General features: G+C 45.6%; 8 protein-coding genes. 5 read left to right on the forward strand and 3 right to left on the reverse strand.

The window, feature by feature from the left end; all coding sequences use genetic code 11:
• Window positions 1-45 precede the first annotated feature (45 nt).
• From gnd to NRF22_RS05425, 4 genes are all read left to right on the forward strand, one after another.
• A complete protein-coding gene (gnd, locus tag NRF22_RS05410; protein WP_263779554.1) occupies window positions 46-948 on the forward strand; it encodes a phosphogluconate dehydrogenase (NAD(+)-dependent, decarboxylating) in 903 nt (300 codons plus the stop codon).
• A gap of 182 nt (window positions 949-1,130) precedes the next feature.
• Window positions 1,131-2,018: a DegV family protein gene (locus NRF22_RS05415; protein WP_263779555.1), complete on the forward strand. Its 888-nt coding sequence runs from the start codon at window positions 1,131-1,133 to the stop codon at window positions 2,016-2,018.
• Between the two features lies 1 nt (window position 2,019).
• A complete protein-coding gene (locus NRF22_RS05420; protein ID WP_263779556.1) occupies window positions 2,020-2,901 on the forward strand; it encodes a DegV family protein in 882 nt (293 codons plus the stop codon).
• Between the two features lie 44 nt (window positions 2,902-2,945).
• On the forward strand, window positions 2,946-3,824 hold the full coding sequence (locus tag NRF22_RS05425) for a serine hydrolase (protein ID WP_263779557.1): 879 nt from the start codon (window positions 2,946-2,948) through the stop codon (window positions 3,822-3,824).
• Here NRF22_RS05425 and NRF22_RS05430 read toward each other — a convergent pair whose 3' ends face one another.
• Genes NRF22_RS05430 through NRF22_RS05440 form a run of 3 tightly spaced genes read right to left on the reverse strand, consistent with a single transcriptional unit; the run spans window position 3,825 to window position 7,032 of the window.
• Entirely contained in the window at window positions 3,825-4,727 is a 903-nt protein-coding gene (locus NRF22_RS05430) for an ABC transporter ATP-binding protein (protein ID WP_263779558.1), read from the reverse strand.
• Complete coding sequence (locus tag NRF22_RS05435) at window positions 4,724-5,932, reverse strand: hypothetical protein (protein WP_263779560.1); 1,209 nt, start codon at window positions 5,930-5,932, stop codon at window positions 4,724-4,726. The genes NRF22_RS05430 and NRF22_RS05435 overlap by 4 nt, the downstream gene beginning before the upstream one ends.
• Window positions 5,929-7,032 (reverse strand): hypothetical protein, encoded by a 1,104-nt coding sequence (locus tag NRF22_RS05440; RefSeq protein WP_263779561.1) that lies wholly within the window; start codon window positions 7,030-7,032, stop codon window positions 5,929-5,931. Before NRF22_RS05440 ends, NRF22_RS05435 begins: the two co-directional genes overlap by 4 nt.
• Window positions 7,033-7,543: 511 nt before the next feature.
• Between NRF22_RS05440 and NRF22_RS05445 the strand changes: the two genes are divergently transcribed.
• Complete coding sequence (locus tag NRF22_RS05445; protein ID WP_263779563.1) at window positions 7,544-16,276, forward strand: SpaA isopeptide-forming pilin-related protein; 8,733 nt, start codon at window positions 7,544-7,546, stop codon at window positions 16,274-16,276.
• Window positions 16,277-16,308: the final 32 nt, after the last annotated feature.

Consider the following 16,308-nt stretch of genomic DNA (forward strand, 5'->3'; position numbering starts at 1 on the left):
AATAATTTCATAAAATAATAAAGGACATTAGGAGCAGGAGCAGAGATGAAAATTGGTATGATCGGCCTTGGCAAAATGGGCCTGAATTTAGTTAAGAACATGATTGACCACGATATTTCAGTCGTTGGCTTGGATTTGAATCCGGCATCAGTCAAAGAAGCGGTCGACTACGGCGCCCAAGCCGCTCAAGACACGCAGGAATTAGTCGACAAGCTGGAAAGCCCGCGCATCATTTGGGTGATGGTACCAGCTGGCAAACCAACCAACTCGACCATCGATGACTTGATCAGCAAGATGGACGCTGGTGATATCTTAATCGACGGTGGGAATTCTAACTTCAAAGATAATTTGGAACAAAACGTTCGCACGACCAAAGCCGGGATTAAATTCTTTGATGCCGGTACTTCGGGCGGAATGGAAGGCGCACGTCAAGGCGGCAACTTCATGATCGGCGGAGATGATCCTGAAGCCTGGAAGACGATTGAGCCATTGTTTAAAGCCATTTCTGAAAAAGATGGCTATCTATATACCGGTAAGCTTGGATCCGGCCATTACTTGAAGATGGTGCATAACGGTATCGAGTACGGCGAAATGCAGGCGATTGCTGAAGGTTTCGAAGTGCTGGAAGCTTCACAATTCGATTATGATTATCAAGCCGTTGCCAAATTATGGAATCACGGTTCGGTTATCCGTGGTTGGCTGATGGAACTGGCCGAAGATGCCTTCTCTAAAGATCCGCATCTTGACGACATCGCTGGACGCATGCACTCTTCGGGTGAGGGCAAGTGGACCATGGAAGAAGCCATGGATTTGCGCATTCCGACACCGGTAATTGCCTTGTCATTGATGATGCGTTACCGTTCCATGCAGGATGATACCTTTACAGGTAAAGTGGTGGCTGCTTTGCGTCACGAATTCGGCGGCCATGCAGTCGATAAAAAAGCCTAAACCATAAGTCTGACATAGCAGTTTGCCTATTAAAAGGGCAGACTGTTTTTGTTTCCAAATGAAAAGGCTCACAGTTTACCTGTGCTTTTTTTGGATCACGATTTTTAACAAGTGGGTTAGAATAGCTTATGACCCTTTTTTCTAGCGAAACTTTCTTAGATTCTGAATGGAGATTTTAATTTATGAGCAAGATTGCCATCATTGTTGATAGTTCCAGTTATATTCCTCATGAAATCCAGTTGGCCAAACACATTTACGTGGCTGATAACCCTGTGCTGTTTGGCCGCAAAGTGTATCACGAATCTCACTGGCCCGTGAATGCGGCTTTTTACAAACAGATGGCGACCAGTTCTGCGCAGCCGACGACCAGCCAGCCTTCGATCGGGGATTTGATGGCGATCTTTGATCAGGTTAAAAAAGACGGCTACGATCAAGCTGTTTTAGTTACCTTGTCCTCAGGCTTTTCCGGCACTTATCAAGCGGCTTTTGCCGCAGCGGCACAGTATCCGGATTTAGATGTCCATGTCTGGGATTCGCGGATTGCGACCATGGGTGCCGGCAATCAGGCTTTATTGGCATCTGATCTGGCAGAAAAAGGCTGGCAGATGGCAGATATTCTGGAAAAGCTCAGGCTGCTAAGAGACCGGACCAGCGTCTTCTTTGTGGTTGATTCGATCAAACACCTGCAGCGGACCGGCCGTCTTTCCGGCGGCCAGGCCCTAATCGCCGGGCTGCTGAGTATCAAGCCGATCTTAAATATCGACCCTAGTAAAGAGGGCAAGATTGTCGCCGTTGCTAAAGAGCGGAAAATGACCGGTGCTTGGAAGTATATCGAGGAAAATTTCGGTAAAATTGTTGAAGGTTATGCTCATTCGAACTGGCCCATGCGCGTGACGATTGTTGATGCTGATAATCCGACGCTGGCTGATTCCTGGGTAAAAAAAGGCGAGGCACTATGGCCGGATATTGTTTTTGAGCGTGGCATTATCGGTCCTTTGATCGGCGTCCACACGGGCGAGAAAGCTGTCGGCTTTATCTGGGCGCAAGACTATAAATCATTGGAGGACTGAAATGGCAAAAAACATCGCTATTATTGTTGATAGCACTTTTTACATTTCCAAAGAAGACGAAAAAAAATACAGTATCTATGTCATTCCGACCCCGATCCTGTTCAATGGCAAAGTCAGATACGATTCGGACTGGAGCAGCCCGGCCAAGTTTTTTAAAGATATGAATGCAGCCAAAGAGATGCCGTCAACATCCATGGCCAGCCCGGCCGATGTACTGAAGACTTTTGATCAAGTCAAAGCCGATGGCTATCAGCAGGCTATTTTTATGACTATGTCCAGCGGTATCTCCGGTTTTTATAATCTGGCCGTCAATCTGGCAGCCGATTACGAAGGCTTGGATATTTTAGTCTGGGATTCGCGTTTTACGATTATGGTTTCTGGCGTGCAGGCATTGATGGCAGCTGATCTGGCGGCACAAGGCAAGACGCGAGACGAGATCATGGAAAAAGTGGCTCGTCTGCGCAATTCGACGCATGTCTTTATTATCGTCGATGATATCAGCCATTTAAAACGGACTGGGCGTCTGGCTGGCGGCGTTGCTCTGGTGGCCGGGCTTTTGAATATCAAGCCGATTCTGACTTTTAATGATCAAGGCAAAATCGTGGCGATTGCCAAAGAAAGGCATCTGAAGCGCGCTTGGGATTGGGTATTAAAACGCTTTGAGATAGACCGTCCCAGTTTTGACGAACCAGTCCGCGTGCTTTTGGCTGATGCCAACAACCGTGAGCTGACGACAAAGTGGCAGGCGGCTTTTAAAGAAGCCTATCCGGATTTGCGAAGCGATTTGATCACGATCGGTCCTTTGATCGGTGTACATACAGGAGAAAAGGCCGTCGGATTTGTCTATATGGACGATTGGCAAACGATCGCCCGGGAAGCTTAATCAATTTTTTTTCATTATATTTATTAAGCGTATGATAGTTTGTAATGAGAAAGAAGTACCTATCTATATGCTGCGCGTTGCTGCTTTCGACCCTTTTGCTCGGTGTCGGCGTAGCCCATAGTTTTCCAGTAGTGGCCAAGACCGTAAAGGGCCGGCCGATCAATCGTTTTGTGATGTTTGAAAGTCAGGCAAGAAGTGTTTTTGATAAAATGTTTTTTGCTAAAAAAAACAAAAAACGCAATGTTGCGATTGTTGGGGAAATGCTGCCGCAAGCTGATTTCACTAAACGCGTGAACGCTTTAGTTGGCTCGGCCAAGGCTGATGTCTATGTATTGGACACGAAAACCGGCCATAAGCTGACCTACTACAACGGCGGTACAAATTTTTGGCTGGCCAGCTCGGTTAAGGCCTCGATTTTAACGGCTTTAGTCAAAGAAGACGGCCCTCTGACTGGCGACTTGGATCAAGAGGCTCAAGCTATGATCACTTATTCAGATAATGATGCTGCCGTTGATTTGTTTGACGCTGCTGGTGGATTTCCAGCCTTAGAACGGCTGTGGTCGAATCTGGGTATGACTGAAACCATTCCTAATTACAATGGTTTTGGGCTGTCTACTTCCACAGCTGGCAATCAGATTAAATTGCTGCAAGACATTAAAACGCTTCCGGCTGCTGATCATGACTACATCCTGAACTTGATGAAGGGTATTACTGCCAGCCAGCGTTTTGGTATTGGTGTCATGAAAGATCCTGCCTTTAAAAACGGTTGGCTCAATGCCGACAATGGCAGCTGGTATGTGAATTCGATCGGTTTTTCTGAAAAAGAACGTTACCTAGTCGCGATCTTGACGCAAAATAACACCGATCAGACAAGCGGCGAACAATTGGTTAGCCGAATTGCAGCTTCAATCATTAAAAAGTAGTCAGACGGCCGATTGTTCCTGGCCAAAGAATTTCCAATAATAATCTTCCAGATTTCTCGTCCCGAAACTGATTTCGGCCGGCGAGATTTTTTTGATTTCCTGAATCACATAATTGTAGCCTTGTTCACTAACCGGAAAAAGCTTACGGTAACCGACAGAATTGATGGCATGGCGACTTAATACGTCGGGCAATTTGGCTAATTCTGCTTGGGTCAGATCGGCTTTCACGAATAATTGCTCCTCTTGCTGCTGTGTGGAATCCAGTACCACCTTGCCGTGATGTAAAAAGATAATCCGGTCGGCAATTGACTGCAGATTAGCTAGAATATGCGAAGCGATGATCAGTGTTTTCCCGGAATCGCGCAGCGCCCGTAAGATATCGGACAGCAGCTCGACGTTATTTAAATCCAAGCCGTTCATGACTTCATCGAGCATCAGATAATCGGCATCGGCAGCCAGTACCATCGCAAAAGTCAGTCGTTGGCGCATGCCTAATGAATAGCTGGAAACGGCCTTATTCACGTAGCCGGCCATATTTAATTGATCGATAATTTTTTTAACACGGTCTTTATCATGGCCGTAAGTGCCGGCGTAGAGTCTTAGATGGTCCAAGCCGGAAAGAGCCGGTTCCAAGTCGAATTGATCGGGCAAAGTGACGATTTTCCGATGAATTTTTACGCGCTGACTTTCGTTTTTGTAACGGATGCCATCGATTTCGATCGATCCGGCAGTCGGCTGCAGATAGCCCATGATCAGATTGATTAAGGTCGATTTACCAGTGCCGTTTGGCGCGACTAGACCGATAATCTGGCCCTCTTTGAAAGTGAGATCGATTTGTTTTAAGACATCCTGCCGGCTGCCTCTATTTTTAAAACTTTTGTCTAATTGACTTACTTTGATCATGATTTTCTCCTTAGATAGCCTGATTTTGTCGCGAGCAGAATAATTTGAATCAGAATTTCTAGGGCTAGCACATAACAGGCAATCACGAGCATCCCCTTAGCGAAGGTTAGCCCGTTTTGCGCGTACATAAAGCTTTGCAGGCCTGTGACCAGTCGGCCGACCTGAAAGTAGGGAAAAGGATAGATAGAATAATCGCTAGCGATGCCACAGTAAGGATACCAGTAGATGCGCTCAAAAAAGACGAGAATGGCCAAGGCCAACGCTGTCAGGAATTCGTTTTTTAAAATAAGGTTCAGCAAGATGGCTAGCCGGCTGATCAAAAGCCCCAAAATTGCTAATAATGCGATTGCCTGAAGCAATTCTAGTGCAGGTTGAATTTGTGTGAAATAGGGGTAAAAACGGCCATTATGTGCCAGAGGATGATTGATCAACCAGTCGGAAAAGCCGAAGCGCAGGCCGTTTACAAGGGCGACCAGTGCGATCGCGATGGCCGAAAGAATCAGCCAGCTCGTCAATGCCGCGGCCGTCTTGGACCAAGTACGCCGATACAAAGAAAGTGGTTGTCCGAGAAAAATCGACCGATGTTTTCTATCGGAAACCAATTGATCGCAGACGATGATGATCAAAAGGAGAAAAAAGACTGAAATTGCGTCGGATTTTAGAAAATTAAGCGTACTGCCGGCCGATGAAGCCTCTTCAAGCATGTGACGGTTGACAGACTTGCTTTTAGCTGCTGCTCGATAGTAGCTGGCTGAATAACGATAATAATAATTGGCCGAATCCACAAAACCCATTGGGTAGTTATTCGTATCGCCGTAGTTGGTCGGATAACTCATGTTTTGGGCAGCGCCTTGTTGATACCAGCGCGTGAAGGCCGGAAAATAAGCAGCGCTGTCACGGGCATATTTCTGCCAATTATGGCTTTTCAGATCTGCAACCCGGCGACTATTGATGGCGATTGATTTAGGATAGAAGGTCAACACAGGACCGTTGGGAATATGATGTGCACGTACATGGCGCAAAGTGCGGATTTGATAATTGTTATTCTGTGTCAGCAGTTCTTGATTGACGCGCTCGCCTTGAAAAGTTTTCTGGCTGAAAAAGATTGCAAAGATGACGGCCAGCAGCAAAAAAACTGTGATTGCCAGGCGGTTCTTTTTGCGTTTTAGAATTCGTTTTAATTCAAAAAGAAAATTAGCTTTCATGAGAGGCGTCCTCCTTTTTTAAAATTAGTCAGCAGGGACAAGACAAGGGAACTGACGATAATCAAGACCAGCACAATGACGTAATAAATCGGCAGCAGATTGGTATGCAGGCCTATGATAAAGCCCGCATCGCCGCTGAGAATCTGCTGAGGATTAAGCAGTGACAAGATGCCAAAGATATTAGCCGGCAAGGAGAAAAGCAGGCCAAAGCCGATGCCAAAAAAATAATTGACTGGCGTGAACTGTTCGACGATGCGTCCTAATAAGGAAAAAAGCAGCGATAAAATCAGGCTGGTTAAAAGAATCAGTGCGAATACGAGCCAGTAATTGATAGCCTGAAAGCGGTCAAAAGACAAAAAGATAATTTTACAAAGAGTTAAGCGAGCACCAAATAATAAGGCAGACAGGGCGACTAACACACTACTGAAGACTAGAGAACAAAGAGTGATGGCAGCTGTTGCCAGAAAATTCGCGATGGTATAGAGGCGATTTTTTATAGGCAGACCCTTGAAGGCCGATTTTCTTGTATCGCTGATTGAGCCGACCGCCGCTGCAATAATGGCACAGAAAAGACTGAAGGCTGTCAGCAAAAGGCCTGTCCAGTTACTTAAGACATCGGCCAGTGTACGGATATGGGAATTTTCATTGCGGCCATGAGACAGGTAGTAGTGATCCAGCGCGATGCGTGCCTGGACTTGCGGATAGGAAAGAGAATTTCTGACAGGAATATGGTGGCGGTAGGCAAATTGCTTGAGCTGTGTTCGGCGTAACGAGAGATCCAATTGACTAAAAGAACTGCCATGCTCCATCTGGTCATCGGCCAAGACACCAGCCACTTGATTCAGCTGGCTTTGAAGGTTTTTGTAGCTGGCCTGAATGGCTGCTGGGATTTTTGCATAGCCATCGTAGACGACCAAAGCATTCTGTGAAGCCTGATATTCACTGGCATTCTCGTTAATGCGGCTGCCCATTTGTCCGAAAAGAGACGAAAAACTGAACGCGAAGCTGGCAACGATGATCAGACCGGCCAGTACAGCAAAAAAATGCGATTTTTTCAATCGCATGAAAGTAAATCTGATTAAAGCTCCCAGCACCTGCATTAAAGCCATTATAAAGAAAAACGGTTGGGGATGGGGGAGTTTGTGCATTTATCGTTGACCTGTTGTCTTGCCTGCAAGCGATCCCTTGTCTGAGTTACGATAAATCTCTGAAATCAGTAAATCTATATCGTTATAGGACGATTCTTTTGTTTTGGATCTCAAATTGCTAAAAAAGTTTGTGAAAAAGATTTTTTTTTAAGAAAAACGAGCGCAATTATTCCACAGGGAATGAGATTTTATGATAACGATTTCACATTTATGGGTTGAGAATCGTTGATTTTATAAAAAAACACTAAAAATTTCAAAAAACTATTAAAAAATTACACTAATATATTATTTTTTTACATTCATTTTCTGCGTCTAAGTGCTATATTCCTTTATGGCACATTCCGCCCGCTTTTGTGATGAGCTCTTTTAGAACGTTTCACAAACGGCTGATTCTGATCAGATCATTTCAGCACAAAAGTAACCGGGCATTGCTGCAGTTTTAAATTCACTGAGGAGTTTATCTATGTATAAGGTATTTCAACGGACGTATGCGATTATCATGACTTTGATTCTTGCCTTCCAATATATTGGAATCGGTTCGCAAGTCTATGCTGTCACTACGTCAGCACAAAGTGGTACTAGTATTCGCCTGGAAAGCGTCAAAGCTGATCCAGAGAATGCAAATCAATATAATTTGAAGGTTGATCTGCCAACGGCAACTGCTGACAGCGACTATCAGATTTCTCTTAATTCGCCACTGGCTTTTAAAACAGCTGATGAACAAGCGACAAAAGAGAATTCGTCAGTTACTTATGTGACTGAAAAGAACGATATCAAGCTGACTGCCAAAGCAGGCAGCCAAGGTGAAGTGACAATTCCAGTCACTTTGGACAGCAGCTCAATCGGCAACACGAGCAAAATCGAGCTGACCTATCAAGATCAGAAAGTTTCTGCTGATTTGACTCAAGCGACCTCGTCTACTAGCAGTGCTGCTTCATCATCGGTTGCAAGTTCTTCAAGTGCAAGTGTTGCTAAGCCGGCAGCGAGGGCTCCTAGGATTATGGCTGCAAATGATGCTCATGATATTTCTCAATATTTGCCAGCTAGCGATAACGGCACAATCATTGATTCGGCTGACATTACAGTGAATGGCAGCCCTCTTGTGGACGGCCAATCACTGAATGCCAGTGACAGGATTGATATTGCCTACACTTGGTCTATTCCAAATGATCTGTTAAATGGTTATCAGCTACAAGCTGGTGATACTTTTAGTTTCCAATTACCTTCTAATATTACTTATCGTCCTAACAGCACCCCTCTTCCTGCTGGCCCATATGTTAACTACACGATCGATAACCAAGGCAAAGTTACTTTTACTTTCACTGATCAGGTAGAAGGTCATTCAGATATTAGTGGCACCTTTAACTACAACCAATCACAAATCAATGTGAATGTTCCCGGGACGACTACAATTGATATCCCGGTTAAAAGTGGTGATCAAACAACTCACATTGTTGTTAATCCAACCGGCGGCCACGATATATCGAAAGCTGGCAGCCTGTCGGCAGGCCCTAATCCTAAACAAGCTATTTGGGATGTCACTATCAATACAGACGGGCAGCAGCTAGATGATGCTACCGTAACAGATCCAATGCCAGCTGGCACCACACTTAGCAATACGGCTGTTTATCCACTAACAATCGATATGAACGGTCATGTGACTGCTACTGGTGCAGCCTTGGTTCCTGGAACTGACTATACAGTTGACGCGAATGGCACTGTTCAATTTAGCGGCACTTATGCGCATACGCACCAAGCATTTAAGATTGAATATACGACAAATATCAATTCCTCAGCCATCCCAGATGATGGTGGCACTGTTACTTTCACTAACCAAGCGACTTTAACCAATAATGGTAAAGATTACACAGCTTCTGCTTCTGTCTCGCCAACCTACGGCGGCTTGCTTGCAAAAGGGTTTGATGGTACCGATGGTGGCAGCCAGAAATACAAGTGGCACGTTGATTATAATTTTGGTGAAAAAAGTCTGCCTGCCGGGACAACGCTGACGGACAGTCTGGTTGGCGATCAAGTTTATACGGGCACACCGACGTTAACATATCGCAATGGTGGTACTGTACCAGCTTCCGATTACAAGATCACTTATGATTCTAGCAACAAACAAATGACGATTACTTTCCCGAACGGATTGAATAGCGGCATCGTCATTAATTATGATTCGCAAGTAACGACACCTATCAATGGGTCAACGAGCATTAGCAATAATGTTACAAGCAATAACAAAACAGCGACTTCTGGTGGGAACACAGTTGGTGAAGAAGGGCTGACCAAGGGTCATGATCATGTTGACTACAACAATAAAACCTTACAGTGGCATCTGAATATTAATGATGGCCGTCAGGAAATGCATGGTTATACTTTGACAGATACCATGTCACCGGCTGGCTTAACTATCGTGCCGGGTTCATATGTTCTGCATGATAATGTGACAAATACCGATGTTGCAGCTTCTAATTACACAATCGCACCAACGAGTGATGGTTTCAAAATTACATTTATTGGTTCCTTAGCTGTTACGAGTGATAACTACACTTTGACTTACACGACTGGTTTTAACGGCTTGCAACTGCCTGCCAATGGCCAATGGACAAACTCTGCCGACGCTACTTGGGTGGATAGGAATGGTGCTACCCACAAGAATCATGCGGACGACACCTTTCAGCCGCACACACCTTTTGTAAGCGACGGCACAAAGTCTGGCAGCTATAATGCGCAGACCAAGCACATTACTTGGACCGTGATCGCTAATTACAACCAAATTGCACTAGACAATGCAAGCATTTCTGATGATATTATTGGTGATCAGGACTATGTCGCAGGCAGTGCACAGCTGTATGAGGCAACGATTAATTCATCCAATGGACAGGCTATCCAGGGAGCCTTGGTTAATTCGGCTAACATCACTTACACACCTGCTGCAGATACGACCGGCGGTACACAAGGTACATTGACAGCGATTCTGCCAAGCCCAAGCAGCAAAACTTATATCCTGACCTATGAGACCAGTCTGACTGGGAAAGTGATTGACCAAGATTCATATGATAATACTGCCAAATATACTAATGGACAGAGTGAGCATGATTTAACAGCTTCAGTCTCAGTGCCAAATAGTGGCAGTTATGTCGCAAAGACTGGTGAACAAGATACAACTGATTCCGCATATGCGAAATGGTATTTAGGTGTCAATGAATCACAATCTACAGTTCACAATGTCACTCTTGTAGATCATCCTTCAACGAACCAAATCATTGATCCAAATTCAATTGCCATTTATGGTGCAAATATTGATGCTAATGGTGTGATTATGATAAATCCTGGCCAGGCCAATCAGCATATCTCACCAAATCTCAATGCCAAATTAACAGAAGGCGTTGATTATACGGTTGATTTGCAAACTGATCAGACCACCGGCGTTCAGACGATGACGATTAAGTTTTTGCATGAAATTTCTACTGCTTACGCCATTGAATACCGTGCCTTAATCAATTCTTCTCGTGAAACAGATACATTGGACAATAGCGTTACCGCTACTGCTGATGGTGAAAAGACTGTTAATCAGCCAAGCTCCCAATCTATCTCCGTTGCTAATAGTAGCGGTACATCTCAGGGCAAAAATGTCAGTTTGCAGATCGTTAAGACGGATCAGGATTCTGGCACACCATTAGCAGGTGCGAAATTCGAGTTGTGGTCTATCAGTAACGGCCAAAAGGGTATGCTTTTGAGAAGCGGTACGACTGATGCTTCTGGCCAAATTACTTGGGGAAGCATCAAGAGTGGCAATTATCTTTTGTTTGAAACACAAGGCCCAACGACTGATGGTTACATTGTTCCTGCTGACCTAATTTCGGGACGCAGAATTACCGTTCCAAATACCACGACAGACAACACGACTGTTACTCAGAGTGTAACCAACCAAAAGGGGACCGTTACCTTAACAAAAACCGATGCCGATACAAGCAGCGTCTTGCCTGGTGCAATCTTCAGCCTTTACAGTGCTAATGGCAATTTGATTCAGGCTGGTTTGACGACTAATAAAAATGGTCAGCTGACTTATTCGGGCCTGGATGCTGGCAGTTATTACTTTGTTGAAACAGCCGCACCTGCCGGCTACAACTTGGATTCTTCGCACCATAACTTCACTTTGGATTCCAGCCACATCACGACTAATGTGAATGTCTCGGATTCTGAAACCTCTGGCTCAGTCATTCTCTATAAGACTGATTCCGATACGAATCAAGCTTTGCAGGGCGCGGTCTTCCAGTTGTTCCAAGCGAATGGGACACAAGTTGGTGGTGATCGGACAACTGATGCTGCTGGTACAATCCAGGTTGGCGATCTCAAACCTGGTAATTACTACTTCAAAGAAATTGCCGCACCTGCTGGTTATACCCTTGGTGATACAACGCAATATGATTTCTCAATCGTATTGGGCCAACAGTCGACGGCCGTAATCGTGAATGCAGGCAACGCTGAGAAACGCGGTTCCTTAGTTATGAACAAGACTGATGCTGATACGAATCAGCCTTTGCAAGGCGCCATCTTCTCTATCTACAGAGTTGGCAATGCCCAACCAGTTTTGTCAAACCAGACTACTGATGCCAATGGCCAATTTACAGCCAATGGTTTGCTGCCTGGCAATTACTACTACGTCGAGACAAAAGCACCTGATGGTTATGTCCTTGATGGCTCTCACCATAACTTCACGATTGCCTTCAACCAAGTCACATCACTTGGTGTAAGTGCTCAAAACACGAAGAAGACTGGTTCTGCTCGTGTAGCTAAGACCGATGCCGACACAAATAAGCCACTTGCCGGTGCTTACTTTGATCTTTATCAGGCTGATGGCAACCTAGTTCAATCTAATCTGAGAACTGGTGATGATGGCTATGCCACAGTCAGCAATTTGAAGCCTGGCGACTATTACTTCAAGGAGACCTATGCACCAGCTGGTTATTCATTGGATTCCACTAAGCAGTACGCCTTCACGATTGACTTCAATCCATCAACAACCGATGTTAAAACGGTCGCTGTTGCAAATGCTGAAAAGCGCGGATCCGTCATTCTGACAAAGAAGTCCAGCAACGGCCAAAATCTTGCTGGTGCTGTCTTCGAAATTCGCAAGGCATCTGACGATAGTGTTGTTGCCTCAAATCTGACAACTGATTCAGATGGCCGAATTCGTAAAGATGACTTACTCCCTGGTGATTATTACTTCGTCGAGACAAAAGCGCCTGATGGTTATGTACTGAATACTGTTCACACACCATTCACAATTACCTTTAATCCAACAAGCACTCCTGCCACGGCATCTGAGACCAACTATAAGGGCTCTGCCACTTTGACAAAGACTGACGCACAAGGCAATCCACTGAAAGGTGCAATCTTCAAAGTCGTTGATAAAGATGGCAATGACGTTCAGACTGGATTGACTTCTGGTGCTGATGGCAAGATCACAGTGACTGATCTTGCACCTGGTGATTACAGCTTTGTTGAAACGCAAGCACCTGACGGTTATGTCTTGAACACGAATAAGACGGACTTCACGATTGCTGCTTCTGCACAAAATGCACCAGCTGTTGTGAATGCCTCCTCTGAATTCATGAACTACCAAGGCACCGCCACACTCACTAAGACCGATGCTAAGGGCAATCCTTTGCAAGGTGCTGTCTTCAAAGTCGTTGATAAAAACGGCAAAGATGTGCAGACTGGCCTGACTTCGAATGAACAAGGTATTGTCACTGCTACTAATCTAGCACCGGGTCAATATGAATTTGTCGAAACACAGGCCCCTGATGGTTATGTCTTGAATACGACAGGCACACCGTTTACGATTCACACCCAAGCAGCTGGACAACCTGCTGTTGTTAACGCAGCTTCTCAGTTCATTAACTACAAGGGTTCTGCACAATTAACTAAGACAGATGCAACTGGTCAGCCATTACAAGGCGCGATCTTCAAAGTCGTCGACAAAGACGGCAAAGATGTCCAGACCGGCTTGCATTCCGATGCCCAAGGCAAGGTCACGGTAACGGATCTTGCTCCAGGACAGTATCTTTTCTACGAGACACAAGCACCTACAGGTTACGTATTGAACACGACAGGCACACCATTCACGATTCATGCTGCCGCTAAAGGTGAACCAGCTATCGTGACAGTGGCAGCCAACTTTGTCAATTATCAAGGCAAAGCACAGCTGATCAAGACAGACAAAGATGGCAAGCCATTAGCTGGTGCAACATTTGAAGTTCGCAATAAAGCTGGTCAAGTCGTTGCCTCTAATCTGACTTCTGACAATCAAGGTGTTGTCAGCGTTGACAAGCTGGCGCCTGGCCAATATGAATTTGTCGAGACACAGGCACCTGCTGGTTATATCCTAAATACGACTGGTACGCCATTCACAATCCATACGCAAGCCAAAGGCGAGCCGACGATTGTGACAGCCTCCGATGAGTTCATTAACTATAAGGGTTCTGCTCAATTAACTAAGACTGACAGTCAAGGCAATCCACTAGTCGGTGCTGAATTCAAAGTTGTCGATAAACAGGGCAAAGATGTCCAGACTGGCCTGATTTCTGATAAAGATGGCCATGTCACAGTCGACAATCTGGCACCTGGTCAATATGAATTCTATGAGACTAAAGCGCCTGCCGGATATGTCCTGAATACGACTGGTGTACCATTTATGATTCACACTGCCGCCAAGGGTGAACCAGCAGTTGTCAAAGTCACAGAAAACTTTGTCAACTATCAAGGTTCTGCAACACTGACAAAGAAAGATGAAGCAGGCAACCCATTGTCTGGCGCTATCTTCAAAGTCGTTGATAAAAACGGTAAAGATGTTCAGACTGGCTTGACGACTGGTTCTGATGGTAAGGTGACTGTTGCTAATTTGGCACCAGGACAGTACATCTTCTATGAAACGCAAGCTCCTATCGGTTATGTCTTGAACAAGACAGGTATCGCCTTTACGATTCATACAGCGGCCAAAGGCCAGCCGGTACAAGTCGATGCTTCTGATAACTTCATTAACTATCAGGGTTCGGCAACGCTGACCAAAGTGTCAGCAAACGGTACGAAATTAGCTGGTGCTGAATTCAAAGTCGTCGACAGTAAGGGCAACACGGTTATCAGCAAACTTGTTTCCGATGAGGCTGGTAAAGTTACGGCCACACATTTGGCACCTGGTGACTACAGCTTTGTCGAGACGAAAGCGCCTGATGGCTACGTCTTAAATACGAATCCGACAAGCTTCACGATTGCCGCTTCAGCAAAAGGCCAGCCACAAGTTGTTGTCGCTTCAGAAGGCTTTATCAACTACAAGGGTTCCGCTCAGTTGACAAAAGTTGATGCAAAGGGCAATCCACTTGCCGGCGCTATCTTCAAAGTTGTCGACAAAAACGGTAAAGATGTTCAGACGAATCTGACTTCTGATGCAACTGGTGTTGTCAAAGTCGATAATCTGGCACCTGGCCAATATATCTTCTATGAGACACAAGCACCTGCTGGCTACGTCTTAAATACAGTCGGCACACCATTCACGATCCACACCCAAGCAGCTGGTCAGCCCGCAACGGTTGATGCCGGTGCACTGACCAACTACAAGGGTTCTGCAACGATCACAAAGACTGATTCACAAGGCAATCCACTTGCCGGCGCTGTCTTCAAAGTCGTTGATAAAAATGGTAAAGATGTTCAGACAAATCTGACTTCCGATGCCAAAGGCCTTGTCACTGTGACGGATCTAGCCCCAGGTCAATATATCTTCTATGAAACACAAGCACCTGATGGTTATGTTCTGAACACGACTGCCACACCGTTTACGATTCATACTCAAGCAGCTGGACAGCCAGCTGTCGTCAATGCTTCTTCTGGATTTATCAACTACAAAGGTTCTGTGACCCTGACAAAGACCGACGCCAAGGGCAATCCACTAGCCGGCGCTGTCTTCAAGATTGTTGATAAACAAGGCAATGATGTACAGACGAATCTGACTTCCGATGCTGAAGGTAAAGTTTCTGCAACTAACCTGGCTCCAGGACAGTACATTCTCTATGAGACAACTGCTCCTGATGGCTACATTCTCAATAGCACAGGAACGCCATTCACGATTCACACCCAAGCTAAAGGCGAACCAGAAGTTGTCAATGCATCTTCTCAGTTCATCAACTACAAGGGTTCCGCTCAACTGACCAAGACTGATAGTAAGGGCAATCCACTTGCCGGCGCTGAATTCACAGTTGTCGACAAGGACGGTCAAGTTGTGAAGACTGGTCTTGTTTCCGATGCACAAGGACATGTCTCGATTGATAATCTGGCACCTGGTCAATATATTTTCTATGAGACTAAAGCGCCTGAAGGCTACATCCTGAATAAAGCCGGTGTACCATTTATCATTCACACAGCAGCCAAGGGTGAACCGGCTATCGTCAAAGTCGCTTCGAACTTTGTTAATTACCAAGGCACAGCCGAATTGACAAAGACTGACGCACAAGGCAATCCGCTTGCTGGCGCAACATTCAAAGTCATCGATAAAGATGGCAAAGATGTCCAGACCGGCTTAATCTCGGATGCCAAGGGTCATGTCACAGTTACGGATCTGAAGCCTGGCGATTACAGCTTCGTCGAGACACAAGCACCAAAGGGCTACATCCTGAATACGACGAAAGCCGACTTCACGATCGCTGCTTCTGCTAAAGGCCAGCCAGTGACAGTCAAGATGCCGCAAGACTTTGTCAACTATCAAGGTTCTGCTGTTCTCACAAAGACTGACGCACAAGGTAATCCATTAGCCGGCGCTGAATTCAAGCTTGTCGATCAGACTGGCCGGACAATTAAGTCAGGCCTTGTCTCTGGCAAGGATGGCCTTGTAAAAGTTGATCACTTGGCTCCGGGCAAGTATCAATTCATCGAGACCAAAGCACCTGCTGGCTACAAGCTCAATGGCAAGGCGGTCAGCTTCGTCATTGGCGATCAGGCAGCCGGCAAGCCGGAAACGGTTAACGCTGGCAAACTGGTCAACTACAAGAAGCCATCTGCCACCGCTTTCTCTAATGGGCACAATGAGCTGCCTAATACGGGCGAACAGGTCATCTGGTTCTCTACGATCAGTGGGACGCTCATTGCAATTTCAGCTGCCGAAGCTTGGCTGCTCAAGCGCAAGCGCCACGAAGATTAAGATTTATAATTAAGCAATAAAAAACGTGCAGT

Source organism: Oenococcus kitaharae (assembly GCF_025758695.1).
In the GTDB taxonomy this organism is placed as follows: domain Bacteria; phylum Bacillota; class Bacilli; order Lactobacillales; family Lactobacillaceae; genus Oenococcus; species Oenococcus kitaharae_A.